Below are 15,711 nucleotides of genomic sequence, written 5' to 3' on the forward strand. Positions count from 1 at the left end.
TCGTGCCCGAGAGCTTCACCCACGGCAGCAGCGCCCAGCGCCAGCGCTGGTTTGGCACCGGCCTGAAAACCGGCAGCGTCAAGGCCTGCGACACCTTCAGCAGCCGAAATTTGTAGTCAATCGGCCGCTAGCCACCGTCTTTTCTCCTTGTGACGCTCTCAAATTGAGAGCGTTGCCCGACATGTGACCGTCTTCGTCCTGTCACGCAACGGTCATAACATGGCCGTGTGAACCTGCGACCGCGCCTCCTGCAACCCATGCCGCCCGGCATCGAGGCCGGCCTGTCAGCGGCGACGGTCACCGTGCCGCACGCCATCGGCCTGGGCGTCCTGGCCTTCGCGCCCATCGCCGCCGACTACCCGTTGGCCGCCATGGCCCTGTGGTCGGCTGCGCTGCCGGGCGCCTTGATGACCTTGCTATGGCCGCGCAATGGTGTGATCTACGCGCCGTCCACCGTGGTCGCCCTGCTGTTCGCCGCCATCCTGGCCAGCGTGGCCAAGGCGGGCTGGAGCCTGGGCCTCAATGCAGGCCAGGTGCTGGCGGTTGCCGGCGCGACCGTCGCCCTGGCCTTCGGCTTCCAGTGGCTGTTTGGCATGCTGCGCCTGGCCTCGTTGGCGCGCTTCCTGCCGTTGTCGGTGACCCATGGCTTTGCCGCCGGCGTCGGCCTGTCCATGGTGGTCGCCCAGGGCAAGGGCGGCTTCGGTGCCGGCGTGCTGGCCTGGGACGCGCGTCTGGCCTGGCATGCCGCCATCGCCCTGGCCGTCGCCGTCCTGGCCTGGCTGGTCCAGCGCCGCTGGCCGCGTGTGCCCGGCCTGCTGCCGGCGGTGGCCGCCATCTCCCTGCTGGCCGTGGCCACGGGCATGACCGGCTGGCTCACGCCGGCCGTCCCGCTGAGCGGTTTCGAGTGGCCGATGCTGCCCGCATGGAGCGGCGTCCCCTGGCTGATCCTGGCCGGCTCCCATGGCGTGACCCTGGTGTCGCTGGCGCTGCTGATGGCCCTGGTCAACAGCCTGGAAGTCATGGTCTTCAGCCAGGAGCTGGAGCTGGAACACGGCCTGCGCAGCGATTCCAACCGCGTGCTGCGGCGCGAAGGCCTGCTGGGCGTGGCCTGCGGCATCCTGGGCCTGATTCCGGCGTCCACCAGTTCCTCGCGTTCGCGCATCGTGCTGCGCCACGGTGGCGGCATGTCCGCAGGCCAGGCCCATGCCGCGGTGCTGCTGCTCGTGGCCTTCACCGGCCACCTGTGGCTGCCCTGGGTGCCCAAGGCCTGCCTGGTGGGCGCCCTGCTGCTGGCCGGCCTGACCCAGGTGCCACTGCCGCTGTGGTCGCGCCACTATGCCCGCAGCGCGCCGGGCGCCTGGGGCCAGGCCTGGCTGGTGGCCCTGGTGTTCGCCACCGAGGGCGGCGTCGGCGCCCTGATCATCGGCCTGGTCATGGCCGTGCTGGCCTTGCTGCGTTCCTCGGCCAACAGCGCGCTGCGCCGCACCTCGCTGGACGGCCAGCTGCGTTCGCGCCGGCTGCGCCGCGCCGCCTCCGAGCGCTGGCTGGCCGAGCGCATGAACCGGGTGGCGGTGTTCGAGCTGCAGGGTGCGCTGTCCTTCGGCGTGGCCGCCCACTTGGCCGAGCAGGTGCGCATCCAGCTGGAGGTGCGCCACGACCGCGTCATCCTGGACGCCGGCCGCGTGCCTTTCGCCGACGCCACCGCCCTGGCCCAGCTGCGCGCCCTGGGCCGCGACCTTGGTCGCCAGGGCCGCGAGCTGGCCGTCTGCGGCCTGAGCCAGAGCGCGCGCGAGCGCCTGGCCGGCGCGCAGGTCAAGTGCTTTGCCGACGTCGACCGCGCACTGGAGTGGGCCGAGGACGCTTTGCTGGACGAGCGCTCGGCGCAGGAGCGCATGCCGCGGGGCAACGACCTGCTGGGCGAGGTCGGTGAGGGCCTGGGCGATGCCGCGCGCCGGCACCTTGAAGGCTTGCTGCAAACCGACACGGTGGCCTCGCGTTCCAGCGTCTTTCTGGCCGGCGACACCGACACCCAGCTGGTGGTGGTGACGGCCGGCCGGGTGACCATCGCCACGGCCTGGCCGCCGGAGAACGGCCTGCGCCTGGCGGTGGTCAGCCAGGGCATGACCGTGGGCGAGATGGCGTTTCTCAGCGGCGCTGCCCGTACAGCCTGTGCCGGCGCCGAGGAGGGGCCGGCGCAGCTCGTGCGCCTGGCGCGCGCGGATTTCGACGCCTGGGCGGCGGGTGCGCCGGCCGACGCCCTGGTCCTGATGGCCAACCTGGCCCAGATCGGCAACCGCCGGCTGGCCGCCACCACCCGCCAGCTGCGCGCCGCCCTGTGAGGCGTATTCGGCTCAGATCGGCATCCAACCCCCGCCAAATGGTGCTTGATTGCTATCAAAAGCGCAGCAAAAGGCCTTCTCACCCGGCTGCCTTGCGGCAGTGCGACAATAGAGGGCTCTAATGACAGCCTCCTTTTCCAATCTCCAGCTGGCCGAACCGCTAGCACGTGCCGTGGCCGAAATGGGCTACGAATTCATGACTCCCATCCAGGCCGAGGCGATTCCCGTCGTCTTGACCGGCAAGGACGTGATGGGCGCGGCCCAGACCGGCACCGGCAAGACGGCGGCGTTTTCGCTGCCCCTGCTGCAGCGCCTGCTCAAACACGAGAACGCCTCGACCTCGCCGGCGCGCCATCCCGTGCGCGCCCTGGTGCTGTTGCCCACGCGTGAGCTGGCCGACCAGGTCGCCCAGCAGGTCAAGCTCTATGCCAAGCACACCAACCTGCGCAGCGCGGTGGTGTTCGGCGGCATGGACATGAAGCCGCAGACGCTGGAGTTGAAAAAGGGCGTCGAGGTGCTGGTTGCCACGCCGGGCCGTTTGCTGGACCACATCGAGGCCAAGAACGCGGTGCTCAACCAGGTTGAGTACGTGGTGCTCGACGAAGCCGACCGCATGCTGGACATCGGTTTCCTGCCCGACCTGCAGCGCATCCTGTCCTATCTGCCCAAGCAGCGCACCACGCTGCTGTTCTCGGCGACCTTCTCGCCCGAGATCAAGCGCCTGGCTAGCAGCTACCTGCAGGACCCCGTCACCATCGAAGTGGCCCGGCCGAATGAGACGGCCTCCACCGTCGAACAGCGTTTCTACAGCGTGGGCGACGACGACAAGCGCCGCGCGCTCAAGCAGATCGTGCGCCAGCGCGGCCTCACCCAGGCCTTCGTCTTCGTCAACAGCAAGCTCGGCTGCGCCCGGCTGGCCCGCTCGCTCGAGCGCGAAGGCCTCAAGACCACGGCCCTGCACGGCGACAAGAGCCAGGACGAGCGCCTGAAGGCGCTGGCCGCCTTCAAGGCCGGCGAGGTCGACCTGCTGGTGGCCACCGACGTGGCGGCCCGTGGCCTGGACATCAAGGACGTGCCGGCAGTGTTCAACTTCGACGTGCCGTTCAACGCCGAAGACTACGTGCACCGCATTGGCCGCACCGGCCGCGCCGGCGCCTCCGGCCTGGCCGTGACCTTCGTCTCGGGCAGCGACGGCCGGCTGGTGGCCGACCTGGAAAAGCTGCTGAAGAAAACCATCGAGATCGAGGCCGTCGAGTACGAAGAAGACCGCCCGCGTGGCCGCATCAACGACGGCCGCCGCACCTGGCGCGAAGCCGGCGAGCTGGGCGATCCGCGCGACGCGCTGGACGCGCTGCCACGTGCTGCTGCTGCCGATGCACCGCGCGCCGAGCGTCCGCCGCGGCCGCAGCGCGAGTACCGTCCGGCGGCCGCGCCGCGCGATCCCTTCTTCGACCAGCCTTACGAGGCGCCGGCCACCGCAGCGCCGCCGGCCTGGGAAACCAGCGCCAAGCCGGTGGGCAGCCGCGTCTCGGCCAACATCAAGCCCAAGCGCAAGCTCGCGGCCCTGTTCAAGTCCGACGCGCCGGCGCAAAGCCCGTCCGACACGCCTGCCTGACAGAGCCCCCACGCTCGCTCACTGCGTGTAGCTCGCTGCCCCCCGAGGGGGCTTTCGCGCCTAGGGGCGGCCCGTCGGCGCGAATAGAGCCCCTGCGCTCTCGCTCACGATTCCCCAGGCACCTGCGCCTGTTCGCACTCCACCTGCACCAGTTCATGGGTGTCCATCGAGGCGCCCAGGCGCAGCGCGCTCAGGCAGCCGCCCCAGACGCAGCCCGTGTCCATGGAGACGATGTCGCTGCGGCGCAGCCAGCCCAGGGTCGACCAGTGGCCAAAGGCGATGGGCGTGGCCGCCGTGCGCCGGCCCGGCACGTCGAACCAGGGCATGCAACCGGGCGGCGCGGCGTCCAGGCCGCCTGAGGCCTTCAGATCCATCACGCCGTCGGCGCTGCAAAAGCGCAGCCGCGTCAGCGCATTGACGATCACCCGCAGCCGTGCAGCGCCGGTCAGGCTCTCGTCCCAGGCCGCCGGCGCATTGCCGTACATCTGCGCCAGGAAGGCCGGCAGATCGGGCCCGCGCAGCACAGCCTCCACTTCGGCTGCCAGCGCCAGCACCTTGGCCGTATCCCATTGCGGCAGCACGCCCCCATGGACCATCAGCAGGCCGTGGGCGCCGATCGCCATGTGCCGGTGGCGCAGCCAGTCCAGCATCGCCTCGCGCTCGGGTGCGACCAGGATCTGGTCCAGTGTGTCGTTGCGGTGCGGCGCGCGGCTGCCCTGGGCGATCGCCAGCAGACTCAGATCATGGTTGCCCAGCAGGCATTGCGCGGCATCGCCATAGGCCATCAACCGGCGCAGCACGGCGGCCGAGGCCGGGCCGCGGTTGACCAGGTCGCCCAGCAGGTAGAGGGTGTCGCGGCTGGGCGAAAAAGCGATCTTGCGCAGTAGCCGCTCCAGCGCGCCGTCGCAGCCCTGCACGTCGCCGATCAGGTAAGAAGCCATTGGAAGCCAGATTGGGTGGAGGCAGGACGGATGGCCCGAGGGAAACGGTGGGAAACCCCCGCTTTTCCAGCCTTGCCGCCGCGGAGTGCTCAGCATAATCATTTTCACCGCCAGTCCCCCCGACCGCCACAAGCATGTCCGAAGTCAGCACGCCGCCCAGCGGCCCCTCCCTGTTGCGCGCGACGGCCATGCTGGCCGCGCGCCTGGGCGCGTGGCTGCGCGGATATCCGATCCGTACCGGGCGCGGCGAGGCGCTGGTGCGCATGTCGGCCGACTGGTACTTCGAGACCGACAGCGGCCACCGTTTCACCCGTTTCGTGGCGGCCCAGCAAGGCCCGGTGCCGCGCGTCGCGGTGCTGGGCAAGACCTGGAGCGAGCTGCCGGGCGTGGAGTCCGGCGACAGCCGCTGGACCGCGCTGCGCAACGCGCTGCAGGACAACACCCCCATCCGCGATTTCGAGTTCAGCTGGCGCGATGTCCGCGGCCGTCTGCACTACCTTCTGATCAATGCCGAGCCCATTTTGGGTCTGGGCGGCCGCTTGCGCGGCTGGCGCGGCCTAGGGCGCGACTGCACGGCCCAGAAGGAGGCCGAGCAGGCGCTCAACGCCAGCGAATCGCAGCTGGCCGCCATCATCGACTCGGCGATGGACGCCATCATCACCATCGACACCGCGCAGCGCGTGGTGGTCTTCAACGAATCAGCCGGCGTGATGTTCGGCTGCCTGCGCGCCGCCGCCCTGGGCCTGCCGCTGGAGCACTTCCTGCCGCAGGGCCTGCGCGCCATCCAGGCGGCGCAGGCCGGCCGGCCCGCGCGCGAGCCGGCCGGCCCGATCGCGGCCATGCGCGCCGGCGGCCAGGAGTTCCCGGTCGAGGCGGCGATGTCGCGCATCGCGGTCAACGGCCGCGAGCTGTACTCCATCACCTTGCGCGACCTGACCGAGCGGCAGGCGCTGGAGCGGGTGCGCGCCGCGCTGGAGTCGCAGCTGCGCGAGTCGCAGAAGATGGAAGCGCTGGGCACCATGGCCGGCGGCATCGCCCACGACTTCAACAACATCGTCGCCGCCATGCTGGGCAACGCCGGCCTGGCGCGCGCCAGCCTGCCCGAGGGCAGCTCGGCCCAGGTCTTCATCGGCGAGATCAGCAAGGCGGGTCTGCGCGCGCGCGACCTGGTCCAGCGCATCATGGCCTTCAGCCGCCGCCAGCCGGCGGTGTTCTCTTGCCAGCCGCTGCAGCCGCTGATCGAAGAGGCCGTGCAACTGCTGCGCGCCACCCTGCCTTCGGGCATCGAGATTTCCTGCCGCCTGCCGGAGCTGCCGCTGTATGTGGCGGCCGACGCCACCCAGATCAGCCAGGTGGTGATGAACCTGGGGGCCAACGCCTGGCAGGCCCTGGGCAGCCAGCCCGGCCGCATCCGCGTGCGCCTGATGGCGCACGGCGACCAGGAGGTCAAGCTGCAGGTCAGTGACGACGGCTGCGGCATGGACGAGGCCACCGTGCAGCGCATCTTCGAGCCCTTCTTCACCACCAAGGCCAAGGGCGAAGGCACGGGCCTGGGCCTGCCTGTGGTGCACGGCATCGTGCAGGCCCATGGCGGGCGCATCGAGGTGCACAGCCGCAAGGGCGACGGTACGACCTTCGACATCTTTCTGCCGCTGACCGCCGGCCGCGACGGCGTGCCCGCCTGCGAACTGGCGCAGGCACGGCCCAGCGCGGCGCGCGGCCAAGGCCAGCACGTGGTCTACCTGGACGACTACCCAGCCATGGTCTTCATGATGAAGGCCACGCTGGACGTGCGCGGCTACCGCACCACCGGTTTCGAGGATGCACAGTCCGCGCTGGAGTACCTGCGTGGCCATATCGACGAGGTCGACCTGGTGGTCAGCGACTACAACATGCCGGGCAAGTCCGGCCTGGAAGTGGCGCGCGAGATCCGCCGCCTGCGTCCCGAGCTGCCGGTGATCCTGGCCTCGGGCTACCTGACCGACGAACTGCGCGATGGCGCGGCCCGGGTTGGTGTGCGCCACCTGTTCGACAAGCCGCGCGGCATCGAGGAAATGTGCGACATGATCGGCGAGGTGCTCAGCACCGCCGCTGCAGCGCAGGAGAGCAAGCAATGACCGTTGAAGAATCCCTGCAGCCCATGTTCAGCCTGCTGCTGCAGCTGCCCGCGCCGGTGCGCGACAAGATGGTGGGCATGTACCGCGACTCGCTGGCCAGCCAGCTGGCCGAGCTGGGCCAGGTGCTGGAGGCCGGCGACGCGGCCGCCATGCAGGCGGTGGCCCACAAGCTGGCCGGCGCCGCCGCGATGATGCAGGACCGCGAGCTGTCGCAGGCCGCGCGTTCCATGGAAATTGCCCTGACCGGCTACCACGCCGAGACCGCCATCGAGGCCTGGCCGCGCATCCAGGCGCGCGCCCGGATCACGCTGGACGCCTTGCACCCGGCCGCCTGAGCGGCCGTTCCTGAGTCTGCCGCCTGAGCGGCCGTTTTCTGAGTCTGCCGCCTGAGCGGCAGGTGTTCACAGCAGGCCGTGCTTGGCGGCGTAGTGCGCCATCTCGGCGTTGGTCGACAGCTTCATCTTCTCCAGCAACCGGGCCCGGTAGACGCTGACGGTCTTGGGCGACAGGTCCAGCTGCAGCGCGATGTCGGCCAGCTTCTGGCCCTGGGCAATCATCACCAGCATCTGCAGCTCGCGCTCGGACAAGCGCTCGTGCGCCAGGGTCGGCGCCGGCGCCACCAGGCGCTCGACCAGCAGCGCGGCGATCGCCGGCGAGATGTACTTGCGGCCCTGGGCCACGCTGCGAATGGCCTCGACCAGCACCGCCGAATCGGCCGACTTGTTGACGTAGCCCCAGGCGCCAGCGCGCAGCGCCTTGACCGCGTACTGGTCCTCCGGGTACATCGAGACCACCAGGGTGCGTGGTCCGTCGGCGCGCTGCTGCAGGGCCGCCAGCACGTCCAGGCCGGAGGCGCCGGGAAGGTTGATGTCCAGCACCAGCACGTCGCAGCTCGTCGTCGCCATCAGGGCCTGAAGCTCCTCATGCGAGCCGGCTTCGCCGGCGATGGTCATGCCGGCCTCGGCCTCCAGCACGTCGCGCATGCCACGGCGGATGAGCGCGTGGTCGTCCAGCAGGATCAGGCGGATCATGCCGGCTCCGTCTCTAGCGGCTGGGCCTGCTCGGTCAGCGGCACCCACAGCATCAGCGTGGTGCGGCCGCGCGCCGAGGTGATGTCGATGTGGCCGTTGACGGCACGGGCCCGTTCGGCCAGGCCGCGCAGGCCCAGCGAGCCCTGCTTGCGCAGGTCACTGGGCGCCAGGCCGCGGCCGTTGTCGCAGATCTCCATGGAGATCAGGTCGTCGCCGTAGTGCAGGTCGATGCTGACCTTGCTGGCGCCCGAATGCTTGCCGATGTTGGTCAGCGCCTCCTGGCAGGTGCGGTAGACGGCCATGGCCACCTGCCGGTCCAGTTCAACGGCGTTGACGTTGCTGCGGAACTGCATGGCGATGCCCGAGCGCTCCTGGAACTGCCCGGCCTGCCACTCCAGGGCGGCCACCAGGCCGGCCTCCAGGATGGGGGGATGCAGGTCGCGCGAGATGCGCTGGGTCGCGCCGGCCGCCTGGGCCAGCGCCGCCAGCGCGCGCTGCAGGCGCTCCTGCAGCGCCGGGCTGGCCTGCTTGCCCAGCAATTCCAGGTCGAAGCGCATCGCTGTCAGGGTGCCGCCGACCTCGTCGTGGATCTCGCGGGCGATGGCCGCGCGTTCCTCGTCGATCAGGGTCTGCAGCCGGGCCGACAGCTCGTGCAGCTGCTCCTGCGACTCGCGCAGCTGTTCTTCGGCACGGGCTTTTTCGCGGCGTGCGGTGGAGGCGGCCATGGCGTTGCGCACGGCCATGCCCAGACGGGCCAGGCGGCCCTTGATCAGGTAGTCATCGACGCCGCGGCGCATGGCTTCCACCGCGGTTTCCTCGCCAATGGTGCCCGAGACGATGATGAAGGGGGGTGGGTCGGCCAGGGCCTTGACCATGGCGTAGGCCTCGATGCCCGAGAAGCCGGGCAAGTGGTGATCGCAGATCACCAGGTCCCAGGCCTGGCGCTCCAGCGCCTCGCCCAGTTCCAGGGCGGACTCCACCCGCAAGCCATGCGCCGGAACGCCCTGCAGGGCAAGTGTGGCCATGAGCATTTCATGGTCCAGCTGTGAATCCTCGATGACCAGGAAATGCAAGGCTGTGGCTCCGCTTGGGTGGGATTGAAGAATAGGGCCAGCCGCGGCCTTCCAGCGGCAGAAAAGACGGGTTTCGGCGCTTCTTTACGAGCGTTCGACTTTGCCGGGTGGCGATCACAATTTCTGCACAGGCCCGTGCCATGCCCGTCTGTGGCATGCCGGCCCCCCAACAAAGGATGCATTCATGCAATCGATTCTCGCCGTCGACGACTCCGTAGCCATGCTGCAAATGGTGGCGTTCACGCTCAAGGGCGCGGGCTACGAGGTGATCGAGGCCGTGGACGGACTGGACGCGCTGGAGAAAGTGCGCGGCCGCACCGTGGACGTGATCCTGACGGACCAGAACATGCCGCGCATGACCGGCCTTGAACTGACCCGTTCGCTGCGTTCGCAAGAGCGCTTTCGCGTCACGCCCATTCTCATCCTCACCACCGAGTCGGCCGAAGAGACCAAGCAGGCCGGCCGCGCCGCCGGCGCCACCGGCTGGATCGTCAAGCCCTTCGACCCGGCCCGTCTGCTCGAAGTCATCCGCAAGGTCGCCGGTTAACCGGCTCACAGGACCCATCCCATGTCGCAAACATCTACCGATTCTTCCGCCGACGCTGGCGGCTTTGATCTCGCCCAGTTCTACTCGGTCTTCTTCGAGGAAGCTGCCGAGAACCTGGCCAGCATGGAGCAGCTGCTGCTGGCGCTGGACCCGCAGGCCCCCGAGGACGAGACGCTGCACGCGATCTTCCGCTGCGCCCACTCCATCAAGGGCGGCGCCGCCACCTTCGGCTTCGGCGAACTGGCCGAACTGACCCATGTGATGGAGACGCTGCTGGACAAGCTGCGCCGCCACGAGCTGGCCCTGACGTCCGCCATGACCGACACCCTGCTGACCGCCGGCGACGCGCTGACGGCCATGCTGCAGCGCCGCCAGGGCAACGAAGTCGATCTGCCCGACGTGGCCGGATTGACGCAAGCCTTTGTCGGCTTCGCCAACGGCGACCAGGCAGCTCCCGCCCCGGCGGCCGCTGCTGCTGCCGCCGCCGCACCCGCGCCGGTTGCCGCTCCCGGCACCCGCGAGCTGGAACTGCTGGCCGGCCCGCTGCCCCATGCCTCGATCGCCGACGACCTGGTCACCCTGTTTGGTGAAGTCGGCGGCATCGGCAAGCTGGAAGTGGCCGCACCCGCGCCCGACCAGGACCCGCAAAGCGTGCGTTTCCACCTGACCACCACGGCCGCCGACAGCGAATTGCTGGACCTGTGCGGCTTCCACCTGCCGCGCGAGCAGATCCGCATCACGCCCTGGGGCGGCGCCGCCGCCGTTGCGGCGAGCGCGCCAGCCGATCTCTCCACCGCGGCCGATCCCGGCTGGGGCCTGTACGAGAACGCCCCCGGTGCGACCCCGCCCGTGGTGGCCGCAGCGCCGGTGGTCAAGGCCGCGCCCAAGCGCGTCACCGGTGGTGACACGACCATCCGCGTCTCGGTCGACAAGGTCGACCAGCTGATCAACCTGATGGGCGAGCTGGTGATCACCCGCGCCATGCTGGCGCAGCGCGCCTCGGGCCTGGACGGCTCGGCCTTCCAGCAGCTGTCCACCGGCCTGGCCGATCTGGAGCGCACCACCCGCGACCTGCAGGAATCTGTCATGTCGATCCGCATGATCCCCATGTCGGACGTCTTCAACCGCTTCCCGCGCATGCTGCGCGACCTGGCCGCCAAGCTGGGCAAGCAGATCGAGCTGCAGACCGTCGGTGAAGCCACCGAACTGGACAAGAGCCTGATCGAGAAGATCACCGACCCGCTGACCCACCTGGTGCGCAACTCGGTGGACCACGGCATCGAGACGCCCGACGAGCGCCTCGCCAAGGGCAAGCCGGCCGCCGGCACGCTGACGCTGAGCGCGCAGCACGCGGGTGGCTCCATCCTGATCCAGGTGCGCGACGACGGCCGCGGCCTGGACCGCGATCGCATCCTGGCCAAGGCCCGCAAGAGCGGCATGCAGCTGCCCGACAAGATGGACGACTCGCAGGTCTTCCAGCTGATCTTCGCACCCGGTTTTTCCACCGCCGAAGTCGTCACCGACGTTTCCGGCCGCGGCGTCGGCATGGACGTGGTCAAGCGCAACATCCTGGCCCTGGGCGGCAGCGTCGACCTCGACTCCGCGCCCGGCATGGGCACCTGCGTCAGCGTGCGCCTGCCCCTGACCCTGGCCATCATGGACGGCATGTCGATCTCGGTCGGCGGCGAGCTCTACCTGTTGCCGCTGGCAACCGTGGTCGAGTCGTTCCAGGCCTCGACGGCCGGCGTCAAGACCATGGGCGAAGCCGGCCGCGTGGTCAAGGTCCGCGACGACTACCTGCCGGTGGTGGCGCTGGACCAGGCTTTCGGCGCGGGCTTTGGCAGCGAGCCGGTGGCCGACCCGATGATGGTCATCGTCGAGTCCGAAGGCCAGCGCGTCGCCCTCGAGGTGGACGCCCTGGTGGGCCAGCAGCAGGTCGTGGTCAAGAACCTCGAAGCCAACTACCGCAAGGTGCCCAACGTGTCTGGCGCCACCATCATGGGCGACGGCCGCGTGGCCCTGATTCTGGACGTGTCGGCCCTGGTGCGGCGCTCGCGGCATTAAGCCATTTCCCCAAGCCCGGCGCCCGACCCTCAAGGAAGGGGCCGGCGGGCCGAAAACCAGCGTAGTCATCCCATTTGTCTTGCGGTTTCCCCAATGAACACTCTTCGTAATTTCAGGATCGGCACACGCCTGGCGGTCGGCTTCGGTCTGCTGCTGGCCATGCTTCTGGGAATCAGCGCCCTGAGCCTGCAGCGCATGTCCGGCCTGAACGCCAGCCTGAGCGATATCGTGCGCACCAGCAATGAGCAGGTGCGCCAGTCCAACACCATGCGCGCGGCCATCAGCCGCACGACCACGGCGGGGCGCGACCTCATCCTGGCCGACAAGATTGCCGACCAGGAAGCCGCGGTGGCGTCACTGGCCGCCGGCCGCAAGGCCTATGGCGAAGCCCAGACCAAGCTCGCCGGCATGCTCAACGCCACCGGCAGCGACGAGGAAAAGAAGACCCTCGCCGCCATCCAGGCAGAGCAGGCCATCTCCCGCCCGCTGATGGACGAACTGTTTCGCATGGCCCAGGCCGGCGAAGACGACAGTGCCAAGCGCATGCTCACCGACAAGGTCCTGCCGGCCCAGACCCGCTGGATCAGCACCATCGACAAGATGGTGAAGTTCCAGGACGACGACACCGACGCCCAGGCCGCCGCGGCCGAGGCCAGCTACGCCACCACGCGCCTGATCATGATCGCCGCCGCGCTGGCCGCGCTGGCGCTTGGCATCGCCGGCGCCTGGCTGCTGACCGCCAGCATCACCGGTCCGATCCGCGAAGCCGTGCGTGTTGCCGAGACGGTCGCCGACGGCGACCTGACCGCGACCATCGCCGCCACCGGCCGTGACGAGCCGGCCCAGTTGCTGCGCGCCCTGGCCGCCATGAACGACTCGCTGTCGCGGGTGGTCTCGCAGGTGCGCGCCGGCAGCGACGCGATCGCCACCGGCTCCGGCCAGATCGCCAACGGCAACGAAGACCTGTCGCAGCGCACCGAGCAGCAGGCCTCCAACCTGCAGCAGACGGCCGCCTCCATGGAAGAACTCAGCGGCACGGTTCGCAACTCCGCCGCCACCGCCCGCCAGGCCACCGAACTGGCCGCCTCGGCCAGCGCCGCAGCCCAGCAGGGTGGCCGCATGGTCGACGACGTGGTGGCCACGATGGAAGGCATCCGCACTTCCAGCCGCAAGGTCAGCGACATCATCGGCGTGATCGACTCCATCGCCTTCCAGACCAACATCCTGGCGCTCAATGCGGCGGTGGAAGCCGCCCGTGCCGGCGAGCAGGGCCGCGGCTTTGCCGTGGTGGCCGCCGAAGTGCGCAGCCTGGCCCAGCGCAGCGCCGACGCGGCGCGTGAAATCAAGGTCCTGATCGGCGACAGCGTCGGTCAGGCCGAATCCGGCAGCAAGCTCGTCGGCGACGCCGGCAAGACCATGGGCGACATCGTGGCCCAGGTGCGCCGCGTCAGCGACATGATCGGTGAGATCAGCGCCGCCGCTGGTGAGCAGACCCTGGGCATAGGCCAGGTCAGCGAGGCCGTGACCCAGCTGGACCAGGTGACGCAGCAAAACGCTTCCCTGGTCGAGCAATTGGCCGCCGCCGCCGGCAGCCTCAACACCCGCTCGGGCGAACTGGTGGCCTCGGTCGCCTCCTTCCGCCTGGGCCAAGCCGACAAGGCCGCGCCCGCACAGAGCGTCGCCGTTGCCGTCGCCAAGGTGGCCGCTCGCGCGACCGCCCCGGTGACCGCGCCCGTGACCGCAGCGGCCAAGGCCGCCGCCAAGCCGGCAAGCACCCCATCCAAGCCAGCAGTCAAGCCCGCCATCCCGGCAAAAGCCAGCGCACCGACCGCAGCCGCGGCGGCAGGCGACGGCGAATGGACCCAGTTCTGACCCCCACCCCACGGAGAAGCACCATGGAAATGATCCTTGAAGGCGAACACATCGCCCGCCACGAAGCCAGCCGCGCCGTCACCAGCCTGGAAGCGCAAGCCGGTGAGTACCTGACCTACCGCCTGGGCGCCGAGGAGTATGGCGTCGACATCCAGAAGGTGCAGGAAATCCGCTCCTACGAGCAACCCACCCGCATCCCCAACGCGCCTTCCTTCATCAAGGGCGTGGTCAACCTGCGCGGCGTGATCGTGCCCATCGTCGACCTGCGCCTGAAGCTCGGTTGCGCGACTGCCGAATACGAGAGCTCCACTGTGGTGATCGTGCTGGCCGTGCGCGGCCGCGTGGTCGGCGCGGTGGTCGACTCGGTCTCCGACGTGCTGGACCTGGAAGCCGGCGCCATCAAGGCACCGCCCGACCTGTCCGGCGGCCACGGCGACGATTTCATCACCGGCATCGCCAGCGTCGCTGAACGCATGCTGATGCTGGTCGACATCGAGGCCCTGCTGGGCGAAGCTGCCCTGGGCAGCGCTGGGAGCGATCTGTGAAACCCGGCGGCCTGAAGCTGTGGGGCCGGCTGGCGCTGGCCTTCGGTGCGCTTCTGCTGCTGCAGATCGTCATGGCCGTTGCGGCCGTGTACGAGTTGCGCCAGATCGACCAGATCAAGCACCGGCAGGAAGCCATGGCTGAAAGCCGCCACCTGGCATTCCAGTGGAATGCCCAGACCCGGATGAATGTCATCCGTGCCGTGATGCTGGCCAAGGCCGGCAGCCCGGCGGACCTGGCCACCTGGGCCAACGCCGAGATGAAGCAGACCTCGGCCAAGATCAGCGAGCTGCAGACTGCCCTGGAAAAAGGCCTGGAAGGCGACAAGGCCCACGCCCTGATGGCGCGCGTGGCCGACACCCGCAAGACCTATGTGGGTCTGCGCGCCAGCCTGCTCGAGCGCATGGCCAAGCTGGACGACACTGCCGCGGCCGCAGCGGAGATCGACAGCAAGCTGATCCCCTCGGTGAACGCCTACCTGGCTTCGCTGGACGATGTGGTCGCCCATATGGACGACGCACTCAAAGCCCAAAGCGCCGCCATGACCCAGGCCATCAACTTCGCGCAGACGCTGCTGCCCGTGCTGTCCACCATCGCCGTCCTGCTGGGCGCGCTGTTGGCCTGGGCCGTGGCCCGCAGCCTGGTGCGCCCGATCCGCCAAGTCATCGTCACTGCCAGCAACATCGCGGCCGGTGACCTGAGCAACGACCTGGCGGTGACCCGCCGCGATGAGCTCGGTGAATTGCAAGCCGCCCTGGCCGACATGCAGGCCCGCCTGCGCGAAATGGTCTCGGGCATCCGCGCCGGCACAGACAGCGTGAGCGTGGCCACCGGCCAGATCGCCTCGGGCAACCAGGACCTGAGCGCCCGCACCGAGCAGGCAGCCAGCAATCTGCAGCAGACGGCGGCCACCATGGCCCTGTTGACCGACACGGTGCGCCAGTCGGCCACTTCGGCCACCTCGGCCAACCAGCTGGCCGACACGGCTGCCGCCGTGGCCCGCCGCGGCGGCGAGGTGGTGTCGCAGGTGGTGGCCACCATGGCCGACATCAATGAAGGCTCCAACCGCATCGCCGACATCATCGGCGTGATCGACTCCATTGCCTTCCAGACCAACATCCTGGCCCTGAACGCCGCCGTGGAAGCGGCGCGTGCGGGTGAACAAGGCCGCGGCTTTGCGGTTGTGGCCAGCGAAGTGCGCAGCCTGGCGGGCCGTTCTGCCGAGGCCGCACGCGAGATCAAGACCCTGATCGGCGCCAGCGTCGAGAAGGTCGGCAACGGCTCGCGCCTGGTGCGCGACGCCGGCCAGACCATGCAGGAAATCGAAGGCAGCGTGCAGCGCGTGACCGCCGCCATCGGCGAGATCACCGCCGCCGCCGCCGGCCAGGCCGGCAGCATCGGCGAAGTCAACCAGGCGGTCGGCCACCTGGACCAGATCACGCAGCAGAACGCCGCGCTGGTCGAAGAGGCCGCCGCCGCCGCCCAGAGCCTGAAAGACCAGGCCGCCAGCCTGGCGCGCATGGTCATGTCGTTCCGCCTGGTTCCAGGCGCCGTCGCAGCCAGCTAATT

13 protein-coding genes are annotated in these 15,711 nt (G+C 69.5%); 10 read left to right on the plus strand and 3 right to left on the minus strand.

Annotation, left to right across the window (positions count from 1 at the left end; all coding sequences use genetic code 11):
* The 3 genes from Q0632_RS08105 to Q0632_RS08115 all read left to right on the plus strand — a co-directional run.
* Positions 1-116, plus strand: a 116-nt coding sequence (locus tag Q0632_RS08105; RefSeq protein ID WP_298927281.1) for a neutral zinc metallopeptidase, incomplete at its 5' end; no start/stop codon positions are given.
* Positions 117-227: 111 nt separating this feature from the next.
* Positions 228-2,339 carry a SulP family inorganic anion transporter gene (locus Q0632_RS08110; RefSeq protein ID WP_298927053.1) on the plus strand — a complete coding sequence of 704 codons (2,112 nt, stop codon included), beginning with the start codon at positions 228-230 and terminating at the stop codon, positions 2,337-2,339.
* A gap of 121 nt (positions 2,340-2,460) precedes the next feature.
* Positions 2,461-3,954: a DEAD/DEAH box helicase gene (locus Q0632_RS08115; RefSeq protein WP_298927058.1), complete on the plus strand. Its 1,494-nt coding sequence runs from the start codon at positions 2,461-2,463 to the stop codon at positions 3,952-3,954.
* A 104-nt stretch (positions 3,955-4,058) separates the two neighbouring features.
* On the opposite strand, the gene Q0632_RS08120 is transcribed toward Q0632_RS08115, so the two are convergent.
* The gene (locus Q0632_RS08120; protein ID WP_298927061.1) at positions 4,059-4,895 is read right to left on the minus strand and encodes a symmetrical bis(5'-nucleosyl)-tetraphosphatase; all 837 of its coding nucleotides are present in this window, start codon (positions 4,893-4,895) and stop codon (positions 4,059-4,061) included.
* 134 nt (positions 4,896-5,029) lie between these two features.
* Here Q0632_RS08120 and Q0632_RS08125 point away from each other — a divergent pair, with 134 nt between their 5' ends.
* Both Q0632_RS08125 and Q0632_RS08130 read left to right on the plus strand, forming a co-directional pair.
* Positions 5,030-7,012: a PAS domain-containing sensor histidine kinase gene (locus tag Q0632_RS08125; RefSeq protein ID WP_298927065.1), complete on the plus strand. Its 1,983-nt coding sequence runs from the start codon at positions 5,030-5,032 to the stop codon at positions 7,010-7,012.
* Positions 7,009-7,347, plus strand: coding sequence for an Hpt domain-containing protein (locus Q0632_RS08130; RefSeq protein ID WP_298927069.1), 339 nt, complete (start codon positions 7,009-7,011; stop codon positions 7,345-7,347). Before Q0632_RS08125 ends, Q0632_RS08130 begins: the two co-directional genes overlap by 4 nt.
* 66 nt (positions 7,348-7,413) lie before the next feature.
* On the opposite strand, the gene Q0632_RS08135 is transcribed toward Q0632_RS08130, so the two are convergent.
* Both Q0632_RS08135 and Q0632_RS08140 read right to left on the minus strand, forming a co-directional pair.
* The gene (locus tag Q0632_RS08135; protein ID WP_298927074.1) at positions 7,414-8,043 is read right to left on the minus strand and encodes a response regulator transcription factor; all 630 of its coding nucleotides are present in this window, start codon (positions 8,041-8,043) and stop codon (positions 7,414-7,416) included.
* The gene (locus Q0632_RS08140; protein WP_298927079.1) at positions 8,040-9,116 is read right to left on the minus strand and encodes a response regulator; all 1,077 of its coding nucleotides are present in this window, start codon (positions 9,114-9,116) and stop codon (positions 8,040-8,042) included. The genes Q0632_RS08135 and Q0632_RS08140 overlap by 4 nt, the downstream gene beginning before the upstream one ends.
* Before the next feature lie 184 nt (positions 9,117-9,300).
* Between Q0632_RS08140 and Q0632_RS08145 the strand changes: the two genes are divergently transcribed.
* The 5 genes from Q0632_RS08145 (at position 9,301) to Q0632_RS08165 (ending at position 15,709) form a co-directional block, all read left to right on the plus strand.
* Positions 9,301-9,663 (plus strand): response regulator, encoded by a 363-nt coding sequence (locus Q0632_RS08145; protein ID WP_298927084.1) that lies wholly within the window; start codon positions 9,301-9,303, stop codon positions 9,661-9,663.
* Positions 9,664-9,684: 21 nt separating this feature from the next.
* Positions 9,685-11,727, plus strand: a complete 2,043-nt coding sequence (locus tag Q0632_RS08150; RefSeq protein WP_298927089.1) for a chemotaxis protein CheW — start codon at positions 9,685-9,687, stop codon at positions 11,725-11,727.
* A 93-nt stretch (positions 11,728-11,820) separates the two neighbouring features.
* Positions 11,821-13,599, plus strand: coding sequence for a methyl-accepting chemotaxis protein (locus Q0632_RS08155; RefSeq protein WP_298927094.1), 1,779 nt, complete (start codon positions 11,821-11,823; stop codon positions 13,597-13,599).
* 23 nt (positions 13,600-13,622) lie between these two features.
* Positions 13,623-14,144, plus strand: coding sequence for a chemotaxis protein CheW (locus Q0632_RS08160; protein WP_298927099.1), 522 nt, complete (start codon positions 13,623-13,625; stop codon positions 14,142-14,144).
* Complete coding sequence (locus tag Q0632_RS08165; protein ID WP_298927103.1) at positions 14,141-15,709, plus strand: methyl-accepting chemotaxis protein; 1,569 nt, start codon at positions 14,141-14,143, stop codon at positions 15,707-15,709. Before Q0632_RS08160 ends, Q0632_RS08165 begins: the two co-directional genes overlap by 4 nt.
* Positions 15,710-15,711: the final 2 nt, after the last annotated feature.

Source organism: uncultured Ramlibacter sp. (genome assembly GCF_936925435.1).
Taxonomy (GTDB): domain Bacteria; phylum Pseudomonadota; class Gammaproteobacteria; order Burkholderiales; family Burkholderiaceae_C; genus Ramlibacter.

Excerpts from the sequence above, each read along its gene's own strand:
- Q0632_RS08115 (WP_298927058.1), top strand. The coding sequence starts at position 2,461 with ATGACAGCCTCCTTTTCCAATCTCCAGCTGGCCGAACCGCTAGCACGT.
- Q0632_RS08130 (WP_298927069.1), top strand. The coding sequence starts at position 7,009 with ATGACCGTTGAAGAATCCCTGCAGCCCATGTTCAGCCTGCTGCTGCAG.
- Q0632_RS08150 (WP_298927089.1), top strand. The coding sequence starts at position 9,685 with ATGTCGCAAACATCTACCGATTCTTCCGCCGACGCTGGCGGCTTTGAT.
- Q0632_RS08160 (WP_298927099.1), top strand. The coding sequence starts at position 13,623 with ATGGAAATGATCCTTGAAGGCGAACACATCGCCCGCCACGAAGCCAGC.
- Q0632_RS08125 (WP_298927065.1), top strand. The coding sequence starts at position 5,030 with ATGTCCGAAGTCAGCACGCCGCCCAGCGGCCCCTCCCTGTTGCGCGCG.
- Q0632_RS08120 (WP_298927061.1), bottom strand. The coding sequence starts at position 4,895 with ATGGCTTCTTACCTGATCGGCGACGTGCAGGGCTGCGACGGCGCGCTG.
- Q0632_RS08145 (WP_298927084.1), top strand. The coding sequence starts at position 9,301 with ATGCAATCGATTCTCGCCGTCGACGACTCCGTAGCCATGCTGCAAATG.
- Q0632_RS08155 (WP_298927094.1), top strand. The coding sequence starts at position 11,821 with ATGAACACTCTTCGTAATTTCAGGATCGGCACACGCCTGGCGGTCGGC.
- Q0632_RS08135 (WP_298927074.1), bottom strand. The coding sequence starts at position 8,043 with ATGATCCGCCTGATCCTGCTGGACGACCACGCGCTCATCCGCCGTGGC.